The 15,387-nt window shown below is 69.9% G+C and carries 8 protein-coding genes; all 8 read left to right on the top strand.

Annotation, left to right across the window (positions count from 1 at the left end; translation table 11 throughout):
- Positions 1 to 26: 26 nt before the first annotated feature.
- The 8 genes from CFK39_RS16640 (at position 27) to CFK39_RS03145 (ending at position 15,350) form a co-directional block, all read left to right on the top strand.
- Positions 27 to 3,065 carry a fibronectin type III domain-containing protein gene (locus CFK39_RS16640; RefSeq protein ID WP_245822868.1) on the top strand — a complete coding sequence of 1,013 codons (3,039 nt, stop codon included), beginning with the start codon at positions 27 to 29 and terminating at the stop codon, positions 3,063 to 3,065.
- A gap of 64 nt (positions 3,066 to 3,129) precedes the next feature.
- Positions 3,130 to 4,104, top strand: a complete 975-nt coding sequence (locus CFK39_RS03175; protein WP_157697040.1) for an AAA family ATPase — start codon at positions 3,130 to 3,132, stop codon at positions 4,102 to 4,104.
- A 31-nt stretch (positions 4,105 to 4,135) separates the two neighbouring features.
- On the top strand, positions 4,136 to 5,560 hold the full coding sequence (locus CFK39_RS03170; RefSeq protein WP_089064240.1) for a DUF58 domain-containing protein: 1,425 nt from the start codon (positions 4,136 to 4,138) through the stop codon (positions 5,558 to 5,560).
- Positions 5,557 to 8,070: a transglutaminase-like domain-containing protein gene (locus tag CFK39_RS03165; RefSeq protein ID WP_089064239.1), complete on the top strand. Its 2,514-nt coding sequence runs from the start codon at positions 5,557 to 5,559 to the stop codon at positions 8,068 to 8,070. The genes CFK39_RS03170 and CFK39_RS03165 overlap by 4 nt, the downstream gene beginning before the upstream one ends.
- Positions 8,070 to 10,046 carry an RDD family protein gene (locus CFK39_RS03160; RefSeq protein WP_089064238.1) on the top strand — a complete coding sequence of 659 codons (1,977 nt, stop codon included), beginning with the start codon at positions 8,070 to 8,072 and terminating at the stop codon, positions 10,044 to 10,046. Before CFK39_RS03165 ends, CFK39_RS03160 begins: the two co-directional genes overlap by 1 nt.
- Entirely contained in the window at positions 10,043 to 10,924 is an 882-nt protein-coding gene (locus tag CFK39_RS03155) for a PP2C family protein-serine/threonine phosphatase (protein ID WP_089064237.1), read from the top strand. The genes CFK39_RS03160 and CFK39_RS03155 overlap by 4 nt, the downstream gene beginning before the upstream one ends.
- Complete coding sequence (locus CFK39_RS16635) at positions 10,921 to 13,683, top strand: FHA domain-containing protein (RefSeq protein WP_089064236.1); 2,763 nt, start codon at positions 10,921 to 10,923, stop codon at positions 13,681 to 13,683. The genes CFK39_RS03155 and CFK39_RS16635 overlap by 4 nt, the downstream gene beginning before the upstream one ends.
- Positions 13,680 to 15,350, top strand: a complete 1,671-nt coding sequence (locus CFK39_RS03145; protein ID WP_089064235.1) for a serine/threonine-protein kinase — start codon at positions 13,680 to 13,682, stop codon at positions 15,348 to 15,350. The genes CFK39_RS16635 and CFK39_RS03145 overlap by 4 nt, the downstream gene beginning before the upstream one ends.
- Positions 15,351 to 15,387 lie beyond the last annotated feature (37 nt).

Raw genomic sequence — 15,387 nt, 5'->3', positions numbered from 1 at the left:
CGCCGTCGGAGTCCGGCACCCATACCGTGCTGTACTCGGCCACCGATGGCCAGCTGAAGAGTTCTGCGACCGCCACGATCAAGGTGGCCAGCAATGCGCCGCTGCGTTCCCCGGTGGCGCGGGACGACTTCGTCGAGGCCGAGGTGATCCTGGATCCCGAGACGCTGTTCGTCGACGTCGATGTGCTGGCCAATGATTCGGATCCCGATGGCAGCACGAACGATCTCGAGGTCGCGATCGACGGCACCTATGAGGATGTCGAACTGCGCGGCGAGGACGGCACGGTCCGGGTCGTCCCGCAGGAGGAGCAGCAGCGGATCCGCTACATCATCACCGACGTCGACGGACTGGAATCGGCCGGATACATCTGGGTACCCGGCACCGCCAAGCAGGCACCGGTGTGGGTGGGGCCGCCGCTAGAGGTGCAGGCCGGCTCCGAGGGCACCATCGATCTCGCAGACCCCAACAACGTGCGGGTCCGGCCCGGAGCGGAATCCGTGCAGATCACCGACCCCGGCCGGGTGACTGCTGTGCACAGTGACGGCAGCCAGCTGGTCGAGGACGAGTCCACCCTGGTCTATCGCCCGGCCGACGGCTTCTCCGGCAAGGACACGATCACGGCCGAGGTCACCGACGGTGCTGTGGGCGACCCCTCCGCAGCGACGGCGAGTCTGGCGATCCCGGTGGAGGTCGCGCCGGAGGAGACGAACCTTCCCCCGACGTTCCAAGGAGCGCGGCTCGAGGTCGAGCAGGGCGGCCCCAGCTCAACCCTGGATCTCTCGGCCGGCGCTGAGGATCCGGAGGACGACACCTTGGACTACGCCCTGGGCGAGTACGAGGCCAATCCCGAGATCACCCTCGCCCTGGACGGCGCATCCCTGACCGCGTCAGCGACGTCCAAGGCGGCCAAGGGCACCGTCGTCGAGGTGCCGGTCACCGTCACAGACGGCACCAATCCTGCCGTGTCGGCCTCCGTGGAGCTCACGGTGGCCGGTTCGCAGCGGCCGGAGATCTCCACAGCGCTGGATGAGGAGGAGATCGATGCCGGGCGCAGCAAGACGATCGATGTGCTCGCGAACGACTCCAACCCCTTCCCCGGCGGGGAGCGGACCCTGACCGGTGCGTCGATCGTCTCCGGGGATGGCGATATCGCGGTGGAAGGGAACCAGGTCACGATCACTCCGGACCCGTCGTACCACGGGATCCTGACGGCCCAGTACGGGGTGCTGGATGATACGGGGGATCCGGAGCGGGAGGTGTCCGGGGAGATCCGTGTGACGGTGCGCGGTCTCCCGGAGGCCCCATCGGCGCCTCGCATCGGGGAGGTCGGTGACGGATTCGTCGAGCTGACCTTCAACGCCGGAGCGGACAACGGTGCCCCGATCACCGGTTACACGGTCTCCACCGCGAGCGGACCCGCAGTGACGCAGGATTGCGCGTCGACCTCCTGCACGATCACCGGCCTGTCCAATGACACCGAGTACACCTTCCAGGTGATCGCGACCAACGATGTCGGCACCTCGGACCCCTCGGTGGCCTCGGCCGTGGCGCGCCCGGACGTGCGGCCCGAGAAGCCCGCGGCTCCTTCGGTGCAGCGCGGTGACGAGCAGCTGACGGTGGGGTGGACCCCTCCGGTCAATCGTGGCTCTGCGATCCAGACCTACGAGGTGCAGCTGCAGAACACCTCGACCCAGGAGATCACCGCCCAGGAGATCTCCGGCGGAACCACCCAGACCGTCTTCCCCGGTCTCGTCAACGGGGTGGACTATCGGTTCCGAGTCCGAGCCAGCAACCTGGCCGAGGAGCCCTCCGACTGGTCGGAGTGGTCACGGCCCGAACATCCCGCAGGGAAGCCGACGGCGCCGGCGGGGAACCCGAGCGCCGAACGCGTGAACGATCCGCGCGGCGGCGGTGTCGAGGTGACATGGCCGGAGATGACGACGGCGGAGGCCAACGGTGAGCCGATCACGGACTACATCGTCACCGCCTCCTCGGGGAAGTCGCTGACCGTCGATGCGTCGAAGACCTCCACCACGTTCCTCGGACTCGACCCGGATACCGCGTACACCTTCACCTACACCGGCGTGAACTCCGTCGGCCGTGGGGCCGACGCCTCGGGGGCCTCCAACAAAGTCACGCCGTGGGCGAAGCCCTTCGCCCCCACCGGGGTCAAGGCCACAATGCCCAGTGAAGGCAAGGGGGATGGACCGAACGGACGGGCCACCGTCCACTGGAATGCTGCCGACGGCAACGGCACTACCGTCACCAAGTACGTGGTGCGCTGGAACGGCGGGTCGAAGACGGTCGATGCGTCCAAGACCAGCCTCGCCCTCTCCGGCCTGCGGAACGGGACCAGCTACCGGTTCACCGTCGAGGCCCGCAACGGCTTCGCGAAGGACGGCGGCGTGAGCCCGCGGTCCGATGAGTCCACTGCGGTGACGCCGTACACCACTCCGGATCGTCCAACTATAAGTTCGACCAGCAGCAAGTGCAGCGGCGCGAACTCGTGCCCGGTGTCATTCACGTTCACCGCACACGACGACGGCGGCGGGGCCGGCCGGACGATCCACTATCGCGTCGGCGGCGGTGACTACCAGACCACGACCAACGGCAAGATCACGGTGGACAAGCAGATCAAGGCCGGCACCACGATCGAGGCGGAGGCCTACGTCTCTATCGACGAAGGGCTGAAGAGCCCCACCGCCGCGAAGTCCCAGAAGGCGCAGTCCTGGCAGAAGACCCCGAAGTTCAGCAAGGTCAACTGGGGGTCCTTCGTTCCGCCGGGCACGGAGGGATGTTCGAACAACAACTGCAAGTGGTTCCGCATCTCGCTGCAGAACATGACTCCCGGCGAGACCTACCGGGTCGCGTTCTCCAACGAAGGAGAGACCCGGTACAAGACCATCAAGATGACGGCGAACAGCAACGGCACGGCGACCTCGGCTGCGGGCTCGAACTTCTACGGGTACGTCCGTGGCGGGGAACCCGACTGGCCGATGACCGTCGAAGTCGAGGTGAACGGCAGATGGGTGAAGGTGGCGGACGGCATCTACAGGCCGTATTGACGCTCTTCGCCCGACGCCCGACGGTCCGCTCCCGTTCCTCCCACCAGAAAGACTCAGATCCATCATGAGCATGACCCCCGAACAGGCACACTGGTTCGCCGAGACCTTCGACAAGCTCGTCCAGAGCGTCGGCCAGGCGGTCCTGGGCAAGAACGAGGTGGTCCGCCTGGTGCTGACCTCAATGATGGCCCCCGGCCACGTGCTGCTCGAGGACGCCCCCGGCACCGGCAAGACGTCCCTGGCCCGCTCGATCGCCGCGACTGTCCAGGGCACCAGCACGCGCATCCAGTTCACGCCGGACCTGTTGCCCTCCGATGTCACCGGTGTGACCATCTATGACCAGAACACCAAGTCGTTCGAGTTCCACAAGGGCCCGGTCTTCGCCAATGTCGTGCTCGCCGATGAGATCAACCGCGCCTCGCCGAAGACGCAGTCCGCGATGCTCGAGGTGATGGAGGAAGGGCGCGTCACCGTCGATGGCGTCACCCACGAGGTCGGCAACCCCTTCATGGTGATCGCCACCCAGAACCCGATCGAGCAGGCCGGCACCTACCGGCTCCCCGAGGCGCAGCTGGACCGCTTCTTGATGAAGACCTCGATCGGCTACCCCGATCATGCCTCGAGCGTGCAGATCCTCCAGGGCTCCGCGCTGCGTGACCGCAGCTCGCAGCTCACCCCGCGCATCTCCCTCCAGGCCGTCAACGACATGACCCAGCTGGCCGCGACCGTGCACGTGGACCCCGCGGTGCTGGAGTACGTCTCCCGGCTGATGGAGGAGACCAGACTGGCACCCGAGGTGCGGGTCGGGGTGTCCATCCGAGGAGCCCTGGCCCTGATGCGCGCGGTGAAGGTGTGGGCTGCCGTCTGCGGGCGCCACTACGTCATCCCCGATGACGTCAAGCACCTCATCGAGCCGGTCTGGCTGCACCGTTTCGTGCTCGACCCCGAAGCAGAATTCGCGGGCACCACGGCCAAGAGCGTGATGACCAAGATCCTCAGCGAGGTGGCGCCGCCCCAGGCGCGACAGCAGTCGGCATGAGCACCGTTCACCGGCGAGCCACGAGGAACGCATGAGTCCTGAGACATCCCTGCCCACCGATACCGCCGATGCCAGGGCGGCGAAGGCAGCGGCCAAGAAGCGTCGGGGCGCTGCCAGGGCGGATGCCCGGGCGACCTCCCGCCGACGGCGCCTCAAGGCGCGGCAGGACCGGGCGGCCGGTGGCAGCACCTCCTCCGTTCCCGGTGCAGCGAGCGGCCAGGGCGCGGTGACCGAGGGCGCCTCCAGCACCGGACTCGCCGGCCTGCGGGATCGCGCGGTCGAGCTGTGGCTGCGGCGCATCCACCCCGTGCTCGATGTGGTCTCGCCCATCGGCTGGGCGGTCGTCGGCGTCACCGCCGTCTGCTGGTTCGCCGGCCTGACCCTGCACATCACCGAGCTGAACGTGATCGCGTTCGCACTCACCGTGCCGCTGGTGATCGCCGCGCTGTTCGTGCTGGGCAAGGCGTCCTACAGGGTCACCCTGGATCTGCAGACCCATCGCGTGGTGGTGGGCACCCGCGCTGTCGGCCGGGTCGAGGTCGCCAACCCCACCCAGCGAGTCATCCTGCCCTCGCGCATCGAGCTCGCCGTCGGCTCCGCGACCGCGCAGTTCATGGTGCCGAAACTGGCGGCGGACGCCGCGCACGAGGAGCTGTTCGCCGTGCCCACCAAGCGCCGTGCCGTCCTCGTCGTCGGTCCGGTGCGCTCGGTCCGCGACGACCCGCTGTCGCTGATGCGACGTCAGGTCACCTGGGCGAAGGCGCAGGAGCTGTTCGTCCACCCCCGCACCGTGCGACTCGACGAGGCCGCCAGCGGCTTCCTGCGCGACCTCGAGGGCACCCCCTCCTCGGACCTCTCCAGCTCCGACATCGCCTTCCATGCCCTGCGCGACTACGCTCCCGGCGACGACCGCCGCCATGTCCACTGGCGCACCACCGCCCGCACCGGCAAGCTCATGGTGCGACAGTTCGAGGAGACCCGGCGTTCCCATGTGGTGGTCGCGCTGGACAACCTCGCCGAGCACTACGCCAGCGACGACGAGTTCGAGCTGGCGGTCTCCACCGCGGCTTCGATAGCAGGACAGACCTTCCGCGAGGAGAAGGAGCTGACGCCCTTCTCCCTCGATCAGCGCCAGAGCACCCGCACTCTGCGACAGATGATGGATGACTACACCGTGCTCGACCAGCTCAAGGAGCGGATCTCCTTCCACGAGCTCGGGCAGAAGGCGGCAGACCTCGCGCCCAACGCGTCGGCGGTGATGATGGTCGTCGGCTCGCACACCACGGCGCGGGAGCTGAATTCCGCCGCCAATCAGCTGCCGATCGGGGTGATGGCGGTAGCAATCCGCTGCGTCGATGACGCCGACGTGACCCGGTCCGCGATCGGCGGGCTCGACGTGGTGACCCTCGGATCGCTCGATTCCCTGGCCAAGGCGCTGCGGGCGGTGGGTCGATGAGCGGCCCCACCAGAGCGCCGGCGAAGCGTGCGCCGAGCTACTTCTCCACCGTCCCTCACGGCCGCCGCGCCGTGGATCTGGCAGTGCTCGGTGCGCTGTTCATCCTCGCGGTTCTGGGCTTCCACCATGTCTACGGCGGGGTCCAGTACCTGCTGACCGGGATCATGGCGCTGGTGTTCGGCACCCTGATCGCCCTGATCGGCGCCCGGTGGCGCTGGGGACCGCTGCGGATCACCCCGCTGGTGCTGCTGGTGTACCTCCTGTTCGGGCCGATGTTCGCGGCCCCGACACGCGCGATCTGGGGGATCGTCCCCAGTCCCGGCGCGCTGTGGGAGCTGCTCAGGGCACCTGTGACGAGCTGGAAATCGGTCCTGACCGTGGCCCCGCCGGTGGGCGTCGCCCAGGGCGTGCTGGCGGTGGTGTGGATCAGTGCCCTGCTGCTCTCGCTGCTGGGGATGAGCGTCGTGCTGCGCAGCCGCCGCTATGCGCTCGCCTGGCTGTTCCCCCTGGCGCTCTTCGCGGTCTCGATCGTCTTCGGTACCAATCAGGCCTTCTCCCCGGTGCTGCGCGGCGTGCTCTACGCCATCCTCTCCGTAGCATGGTTGACCTGGCGGTTCGAGGGAGCTCGCCTCTCCAGCGCGCACTCGACGATCATCTCCGACTCCGTGCGCCCCGGCTCCTGGCAGAACCCGGTGCTGCGTCGGCGCGTGATCGGGGGAGCCCTGATCATGGCCCTGGCCGGCAGCGGCGCAGTCGCCGCGCACTCTCTGCTCGACCCGCCGGCCGGGACGATCCGCTACGCGGCACGGGATCACATCTCTCCGCCCTTCGATCCGCGGGAGTACGTCTCCCCGCTCTCGGAGTTCCGTGGCTATCTGAAGGACCAGCGGAATGCGGAGCTGTTCCAGGTCTCCGGGATGCGCAGCGGGGAGCACATCCGCCTGGCCACGATGGACCAGTGGGACCTGCAGGTCTACAACGTCGCCAGCAGCACGTCGAAGAGCAGTCCCTCCGGCACCTTCCTCCGCACCGCTTCGGGGGTCGACCTGCACGAGGGCAGCGGGGCCGAGCAGGTCTCGACGGTGACCATCGGCGACTACACCGGGGTGTGGATGCCCACGGTCGGCACCCGCACCAATCGCATCGATCTCGAGGACATGTCGACGGACCGCTCGAGCGTCACCTCCGAGAACCTCTACCTCAACCAGCAGTCGCAGACCCTCGTCAACTCCCGGGGAGTGCAGGCGGGGGACACCTATGAGCTCTCCTACGAGCCCTACGCCGAGCTCACGGCAGAGCAGCAGCGTACGGCGAGGTTCGCCGACATCCCGCTGCCGGACAACGCCCCGGTGGACAGCTTCGTGCAGTACGCCGAGGAGTGGTCGGGGAACTCGGACTCCGACTACGACCAGTTCCGGAACCTCGCCAGCGCCGTCAAGTCCGACGCCTACTACTCGCACGGGCTCGAAGGCGACACCGCCTCGATGTCCGGTCATGGCGCCAGTCGCCTGCTGGCGATGATGGAAGAGGTCGGCTTCGACAAGGAGACCCCGGACGCCCAGCCGCTGGGAATGATCGGCGACGAGGAGCAGTACGCCGCTCTGCTCGCGGTCCTGGCCCGCTCGATCGACATCCCTGCCCGGGTGGTGATGGGCTTCGAGGTGCCCAAGGGGCAGGAGGGGACCGTCACGATCACCGGCGATGACGTCACCGCCTGGGTCGAGGTGGCCTTCGACGGCATCGGGTGGGTGCGCTTCGATGCGGCCCCCGACGAGGACGAGGATCCGACCCAGCCCGAGCCCAAGGAGGTGGAGAAGCCGCTTCCACAGGTCGCCCAGCCGCCGCCTCCGCCTGCCGAGCCGCCGAGCCCGCCGCCCGGCGCGATGAGCCAGGATTCCGACAAGGACGATGAGGAGCTGCCTGAGCCGACCTCATGGGTGGTCTACGTCGGGGTCGGGCTCATCCCTGTCCTGATGCTCCTGCTCGCGGCGCTCGCCGTGATCCTCGCCAAGGGGAGGCGCCGTGGCCGGCGTCGCACCCAGGGCCCGCTGGCGACCCGGATCGATGGCGGATGGCAGGAGGTCCTGGATCTGCTGGCCGATATGGGGCGCAGCCCCGATCCGTTGCTGACCAGGGCAGAGCTGGCGGCCCGATTGGACTCCGACCTCCCGGCGATGGGAGCGATGAGCCTGGCGAGCCGCGCCGATCGTGCCGTGTTCGGACCAGATGATCTGCCCGAGGCCGCGGCCGAGGAGTACTGGGGACAGGTCATGGCGGCGCGGCGTACCATGTCGGCTGCGGTGCCGTGGCACAAGCGGATCCTCGCGACCCTGTCTCTGCGCTCCTTCCGCCGACGGTCCGCTGATCGTCGCAGCGCGAAGAAGCGGATCAGGGCCCGGACCCGGGCACGCGACAAGGCCGTGCGGCGCTCCGAGACGATGCGTCGTCGACGCTCCTCGCTGCACGGCACTGCGAAGAGACGGACGTCATCGAAGAAGGGTCGTGCCTGATGAGCCAGACGCGATACTGCAGCACCTGCGGCAGTCTGCTCTCCGAAGGAGCGGTGATCTGCGGCGAGTGCGGTGCGCGCTACCAGGCGTCGCCGTACGAGCGCCGGGCCACGGATGCGCCGGGGGCCTGGTCGCAGGCACCCATGCCGCGCTCGCGGGATCTCGGGCGCGAAGAGGAGTCCACAGCAGAGGGCGAGGGCGTCGAGCTGATCACGCACGACTCCCTCGAAGCGCAGAAGCCGGGAGCCACGACGCTCCGCAGTCGGGAACAGTACGATCAGATGATGGTCACGCAGCCTCCGATGCAGCAGAACGTTCCCGGGCCCGCCCAGGGCGCTCCGAGCGGCCCGGGTTCCCCCGCCGGGGGGCCCGCAGCGCCGTCGATGGGGCACGAGATGGAGGCACCGCTGGACGGCTGCTTTCCGGCGTCCCCGCTCAAGCGGCTCCTCGCCGCCCTGATCGATGCGGTGATCGGTGCACTGACGGTCGCGCCGTTGGTCGTGGGCGTGATCCTGATGATCAGCTCGGGGACGGCCGGTGCCCTGCCGTTGATCCTGGTGGGAGTGGGCGTCGCGCTGCCGCTGGCGTACACCCTGCTGATGGTCTGGCTGGTCGGCGCCAAGGGCTTCACGCTGGGCAAGCTGATCCTCGGCCTGCGCGTCACCCGCGAGAGCGAGGGCGGCCCCCTCGGATTCCTGCGATCAGCGGGCCGCTGGGTGCTGTACGGGCTCATCTCCGCGATCATGGCGCTGTCGATCTTCCTGGACCCGAAGAAGCACCTGCGCGGTTTCCACGACCGGGCCGTGGATTCCGTGGTGGTGGACATCAAGGCCGGACGCAACCCGATGAAGCCTCGCCCCGACGATTTCGAGCGGGCGGGCGCGGAGCACTACCTCGGAGCGCCGTCCGTGGCGGTGTCCACGCATGAGAACCTGCTCGCTGAGCCCGGCGCAGCCTGGAAGGACTCCTCGCACCCAGAGCCCTCGCAGCCTGCCGGCGATACCGGCTGGGGGAACCCCCCGCAGCAGGGGGCACCGAGTCCGTACGCTCCGCCGGCTCCGTTCGCATCGAGCGGTTCCGCCGCCTCGGCCACCGACGCCCCGGGAACCGGCGCGCCCTGGTCGTCGTCACCCATGCAGGATCCTGCCGCGTCGCAGCAGGGCGCGGGGAACGGCTGGGCGCCGCCGCCGGTCGACCCGATCCCGTCGCAGCAGGCCTGGGGCCAGCCGCAGCCCGCTCCCGAGGCGACGCAGCAGCCCGCATGGGATGGTCAGTACGATCTTGCGCCGCAGCAGCAGTCCTGGGGCCAGCCCGGCGCCGACGCCACAGCTGCGTCGTGGGGGTCCCCGGTGGATGATGCCCCGCCCGCCGCACCCCGGCAGCAGCCCTGGGGCCAGCCGCAGTCCGCCCCGGAGGTTCCGCAGAGCAGTGCCGGTCAGGGGTGGGCCCCGCCACCGTCCCCGGCGGAGTCGATGCAGGCCGCTCCCGCCTCGTACGGCCAGGGAACCGAGAACCCGCCGAACGATCTCACCGTTGACGCCTGGGATGCCGCCGAACATGGTGTGGACGAGCAGACCCGGCTCACCGCGGCGGATGATCCGCTGGGGGACCTCGAGCAGACCCGCATCTCCGCAGTCCAGCTGCCGGAGATCAAGAAGCTTCGCCTGACCACCGATCATGGCGATGGGCGGATCGTCGAGAAGGCGGTCGTCATCGGGCGCAACCCGGCGGCACCGGGTGACGAGGTGCTGTTCGTGATGAAGGACGACACCCGCTCGGTCTCCAAGACGCACCTGCACCTCGACGGTGCCGGGGACGACGTGATCGTGACCGATCTCGGGTCGACCAACGGTTCGAGCATCCTGCGCGAGGACGGTTCCCGGGAGAACCTGGTGCCGAACTCCCCGACGGTTCTGCCCACGGGGGCGCTGGTGACGCTGGGAGATCGGACAGTCAGCGTGGAGAGGATGCAGTGATCGACCGCTCACTGTCGGACCCGGATCTGCACGGCACGATCCGGGTCGTCTCCGCCGCTGCCACCCATGTCGGCCACGTGCGGGCCACCAACGAGGACAGCATCCTCGATGCCCCGCCGATCTTCCTGGTCGCCGACGGGATGGGCGGCCACAATGCCGGAGAAGTGGCCAGCGCCATCGTCGTCGAGGAGTTCGAGAAGCTCACGCTGCAGGAGAACGTCACCGTCGAGCAGCTGGGGGAAGCCCTCCTCTCCGCTGCGGTGCGCATCGGGGAGCTCAGCGGCGAATCGACGCTCGGCGCCGGGACCACGGTCGCGGCAGCCGCCACGATGGTCCTGGACGGGGTCGGCTACTGGGTGGTGCTCAACCTCGGCGATTCTCGCGTCTACCGCCTCTCCGGGGAGATCTTCGAACAGGTCAGCGTCGACCACTCGGTGGTCCAGGAGCTGATGGACCGCGGAGAGATCTCCGCTGAGCAGGCGAAGGTGCATCCGTATCGGCACATGGTCACCCGCGCCCTGGGTGCCGGGCCCGAATCCGATCCCGACTACTGGCTGATCCCCGCCGAGACGGGTGACCGGATGCTCATCTGCTCCGACGGACTGACCGGGGAGGTGGATGACACCGGCATCGAACGGATGCTGCGCAGTCCCGCGGATGTGCGCACCGTATGCGGCGACCTGGTCAGCCGTGCGCTCGACGCCGGCGGGCACGACAATGTCAGCGTCGTCGTGGTCGAAGCCGTCGAGGTGGTGGGCCAGTCCCTGGCCTCGGAGGACACCGCGGGCAATGAGACGGTTTCCCCCGACAGCGTCGAACTCGAGGTCGATGAGGACACGCTCCCGCGCGCTGTCACCGAGGGCGGCACCGGACGATGAGCGAGGAGACGGAGGGCGAGGGCACGCCCCTGCTCGGTGCGGGGACCTGGACCAAGCAGGGCCCGGCCACACTGGTGCTGCGGGAGAACGCCTGGGTGGTGCTCGTCCCGGGCCTGCGCAAGCAGGTGATCGAAGCGGCCTGGACCGTGCTGGGGGAGAAGCCCGCCCCGGAGGAGTTCCTTGACAGACTGGTGGAGGCGGGCGAGCTCGAGAGCGCCGACAAGCTGACGGCGCTCCTGTTCGGATTCCACGACGGCGACCACGGCGTCTTCGGGGTGAAGGGGACGACCCCGATCGCGGTGTACACCGCTGAAGGGGCTCAGCAGATCGCGGGCACCGAGGACGATCCGTTCGTGGTGCGCACCCTCGACGGCGTCCGCCGGACGGCCTTCGGAGACCTTCCGCTCGAGGACGGGCTCGGAGCGCCGCGACTGGAGGCCGGGATCGTCCCGATCCGCGGATTCGTGCACGTGACGATGGATCCCGCGGATCTGGAGGAGGGCGAGCGCGCCGCTCTCGCCGAACAGGTGGAGCAGGACGGGCGCTCGATCGAAGATCCCGAGGTGAAGAAGCGCCGCGCCGAGCGCCCCGCCCCGAAGCCCGTCAGAGCACCGGAGGTCTCCAGGCCCGCCGCCGGCACGACGACACCGGGTGGCGCGTCCCCGGCAGTCTCCCGTGGCGGCACCGGATCGAGCGCACCCTCCGCCACCGACGCAGCCCCTGTGTCCGAGGCCTCGGCGCCCAACATGTTCGACGGCCTCTTCGGCGGCGGTGCCCCGCCATCGAGAGTTGAGGCCCCGGCACCGCCGGAGACCGCGGTGACGGCGCCGCCCGCCACCGCCGCGCCCGCCGCCGCGCAGCCCGCGACGACCCCGGGGGCAGCGCCCGCGCCGTCCCCGCAGCCGGCACCACCGGCGACTCCCGCCTCACCGGCACCTGCGCCGGCGACGACCCCGAGCCCCGGCGCCGCGCTGACGGAGGCCTCTGCCGCTGCCGTCGCGCCGGGCGCCACCGAGGCCGGCCAGTCGCCGACGGTCCGCAAACGCCGCCTCGTGAGCTCCTCGCTCTTCGACCGCAAGGACCGCAGCAGGCCCACGGGAGCGAGTTCCGCCGCGGAGGCTGCCACAGCGCATCCCGACCCGGCGACAGCCAGCCCGGCCGAGCCCCCTGCCGCCTCTCCCTCGCCTGAGGTCGCTCCGGCAACGGCCGCGGCGTCGCCCCGGACTGCACCGCTGCCGGCGCCCCCGTCCTCGAACCCGACCCCGGAGCCACTGCGGGACGACAACGTCCCACACATGACGGCGGGGGACGAACTGAGCTCGCCGGTGACGAGGATCGAGCCGATCGATGACCCGGACGGACCAGAGCGTGAGCCCGCTCCCGCACGGCGTCGCGCCCCGGACGCTCGCGGCACTGCAACGGCCTCGACAGCGGGCGACCTGGAGAACTCCGGCGCGTACGACGATCTCTTCGGCAAGACCGTGTTCCGTCGCATCGAGGACGCAGCGGTCCGCCGGGGCGAGGAGGGGGACGAAGCCTCCGAGAGCACGCAGGCTGAACCGGAGACCGCGGCCGCCGGCACGGCGACCGCCACCTCGCCCTCGCCCATGAGCTCGAACCCTGAGCCCGACACCACGGCCGTGCCGGAGCCGGAGCCGGCCCCGACCTCCGCACCGAGCGAATTCATCGACTGGGTGCCCGGCGTGGGCCGCACCGCCCCGGAGATCGCCCAGACCGCGGCGCGACGAGCCTCCGCGCGACCGGCACCGGAGCCGGCGTACCCGCAGGTCCACATGGCAGAGCGCCCGCCCGCCCCGAACACCGGTTCCCGTCCCGCCCCGACCCCGCCACCGATGCCGATGCAGCCGCCGGCACCGTACGAGCAGGCCGGATCCTATCCGCCCCGCAGCGGCACCATGAACACCGGGGCCGCCGGCCAACAGATCGGTGACCAGCCCCGCCCGGGCCAGCCATCGCGCTACCCCCAGGGGCCGGTGAACCCGGGTGCCGCAGGTCATCACCTGGGCTTCCGCGGGCCTCAGCCCGCCCCTGGCCACAGCGGCGGCTCCGGGCAGCACGCACCAGGTGGGGCTCCCGACCGGAACGCTCCGGCGCCCGGCTGGACCGGCTCCCCGAATCCGCCCCGCCCGCCGCAGCACGCGGCCGTGCCGCCGCAGCACATGCCGCGGCAGCAGGGGACGCCACCGCAGCAGGGCTCACCCGCACCGCAGAACGCGGCACCACGACCCCGGCAGGCCCCGGCCGCGGCGGCCGGCGGAGCCGGCCACAGCACCGGCAACGCGGTGTCGCTGCCCGGCCTCGTCTGCGTGAACGGCCATCCGGACTCGTCCGAGCGGGCGGCCTGCCGCTTCTGCGGCGCACCCCTGCAGGGGCTGCCACGAACCGTCACCCGCCCGCCGCTGGGAGTGGTGCAGATCTCCGGGGGCGATCGTTTCGTGCTGGACCGCACGGCGATCGTCGGCCGTCGGCCGCGGGCCTCCCGGGTCAGCGGGAACGACGTGCCCCAGCTGGTCACGGTGCCCAGCCCGCAGCAGGACATCTCCCGCTCGCACCTCGAGCTGCGACTGGAGGGCTGGCATGTGGTGGCGCTCGACCTCGGGACCACCAACGGCACCACGCTGCACCGAGAGGGGTTCGAGCCGGTCCGACTGCGACCGCGTGAGGGTGTGGTCCTCTACGACGGGGACCACCTGGACCTCGGCGATGGCATCCTGCTGGAGTTCGGGGAGCGGGTATGAGCTCGAGACCCCCGTCCCGCCCTCCCCGGCTGCCCGGCTACGAGTACGAGCAGCTGCTGGGCTCCGGCGGCTTCGCCGACGTGTTCCTGTACCGCCAGTTCCGCCCGCAGCGGCGCGTGGCGATCAAGGTGCTGCTGTCCAACGTGCTCGACGAGTCGGTGCGCCGTCTCTTCGACGCCGAAGCCAATGTCATGGCCCAGATGTCGACCCACCCGTCGATCGTGACGATCCACCAGGCCGAGGTCTCCGACGACCACCGCCCCTACATCGTCATGGAGTACTGCCCGCGACCGAACTACGGGCTCCGCTTCCGCAAGGAGAGGATCACGGTCGCCGAGGCGCTGCGAGTGGGCGTGCAGATCGCAGGTGCTGTCGAGACCGCCCACCGCGCCGGGATCCTCCACCGCGACATCAAACCGGCGAACATCCTGGTCACGGACTACAACCGGCCCGCGCTGACCGACTTCGGCATCTCCATCGCCACCGGGCAGGGCGATGACATCGAGGACTCCCAGGGGATGTCGATCCCCTGGTCGCCGCCGGAGTTCTTCGCCGACCCGCCCCGCTCCGACGTGCGCTCCGATGTGTTCTCGCTGGCCGCCACCGTCTACTCGCTCCTGGCGGGCCAGACCCCCTTCGAGCGGCGAGGACAGCGCAACACCGCGTCCGACCTCATCCATCGCATCTCGAGCGAACCGCTGCACCCGCTGGAGCGGCCCGATGTGCCCGCGGAGCTGAACCGGCTGCTCTCGATCGCCATGGCGAAGGAGCCGATCGGCCGATACGACACCGCGCTGGCGTTCGGCCGGAGCCTGCAGCAGGTGGAGCTCTCGCTCTCCCTGCCCGTGACGCAGATGGACGTGCTCGATGACCGGGCCTCCGGGACCGCGCACAGCGCTGAGGACGACGAGCTCGACATGCATACGCGGATCCGGAAGGTCGCCACCGTCGATCCGGACTCCGCGGGCACCACCGGTCCCGGCACCAAGCGACGGCTGGACCCCTATGCGGGGGTCGCTCCCGCGCTGGGCTCGCCCGCCGGTCCGGGCCGGGCTCCGCACCCCGGAGGGGTCGATGGTGCCGCCGTGGGTGCCGGCGCGGTGGAATCGACCATGCTGCGCCCGGCCAGCAGTGCCCTCGGCTCACCCTCGACGGCTCCGCCCGACCCGGGCCCGGCCGGCGGCGAGTGGCAGCGTGCCCAGAAGCCGTCGACCCCGGCCTGGCCGTTCGTCCTCCTGGCTGCGGTGTTCGTCGTGGTGCTCGGCGTCGGCACGAGCCTCGGTGTGCGTCACTTCCTGGTCCCGGAGCCGGATCCGATCGAGACCACGCAGATCAACGTCGCCACGCAGAAGCCGAAGGCTCCCGGGGAGCCCACGAGCATCGATCTCCAGCTCATCACCGAAGGTGAGGGGACGGATCCCGGGATGGTGAGGGTCGCCTGGGAGCCGCCGGACAGCGTCACGCAGGATGACTACTACCAGATCCGGTGGAAGGACATGCCGGAGGGCTACGCCGACGAGTACGGCGTCTGGCGGGAGGCCTATGGACGCAACTCGATCACGCTGCCGATTCCACCGCAGCTGCCGGATCCGTGCATCGAGGTGCGGACGGTCAATCCCAGCGGCCTCGCCAGCGCACCGGTGGAGGAATGTCTGTCCACGGACTGACAGGTACGGTGCATCCATGAGCGGCGAGAATGACAAC

This window comes from Brachybacterium avium, assembly GCF_002216795.1.
Lineage (GTDB): Bacteria > Actinomycetota > Actinomycetes > Actinomycetales > Dermabacteraceae > Brachybacterium > Brachybacterium avium.
This window is presented reverse-complemented; position numbering and strand designations above follow the sequence as displayed.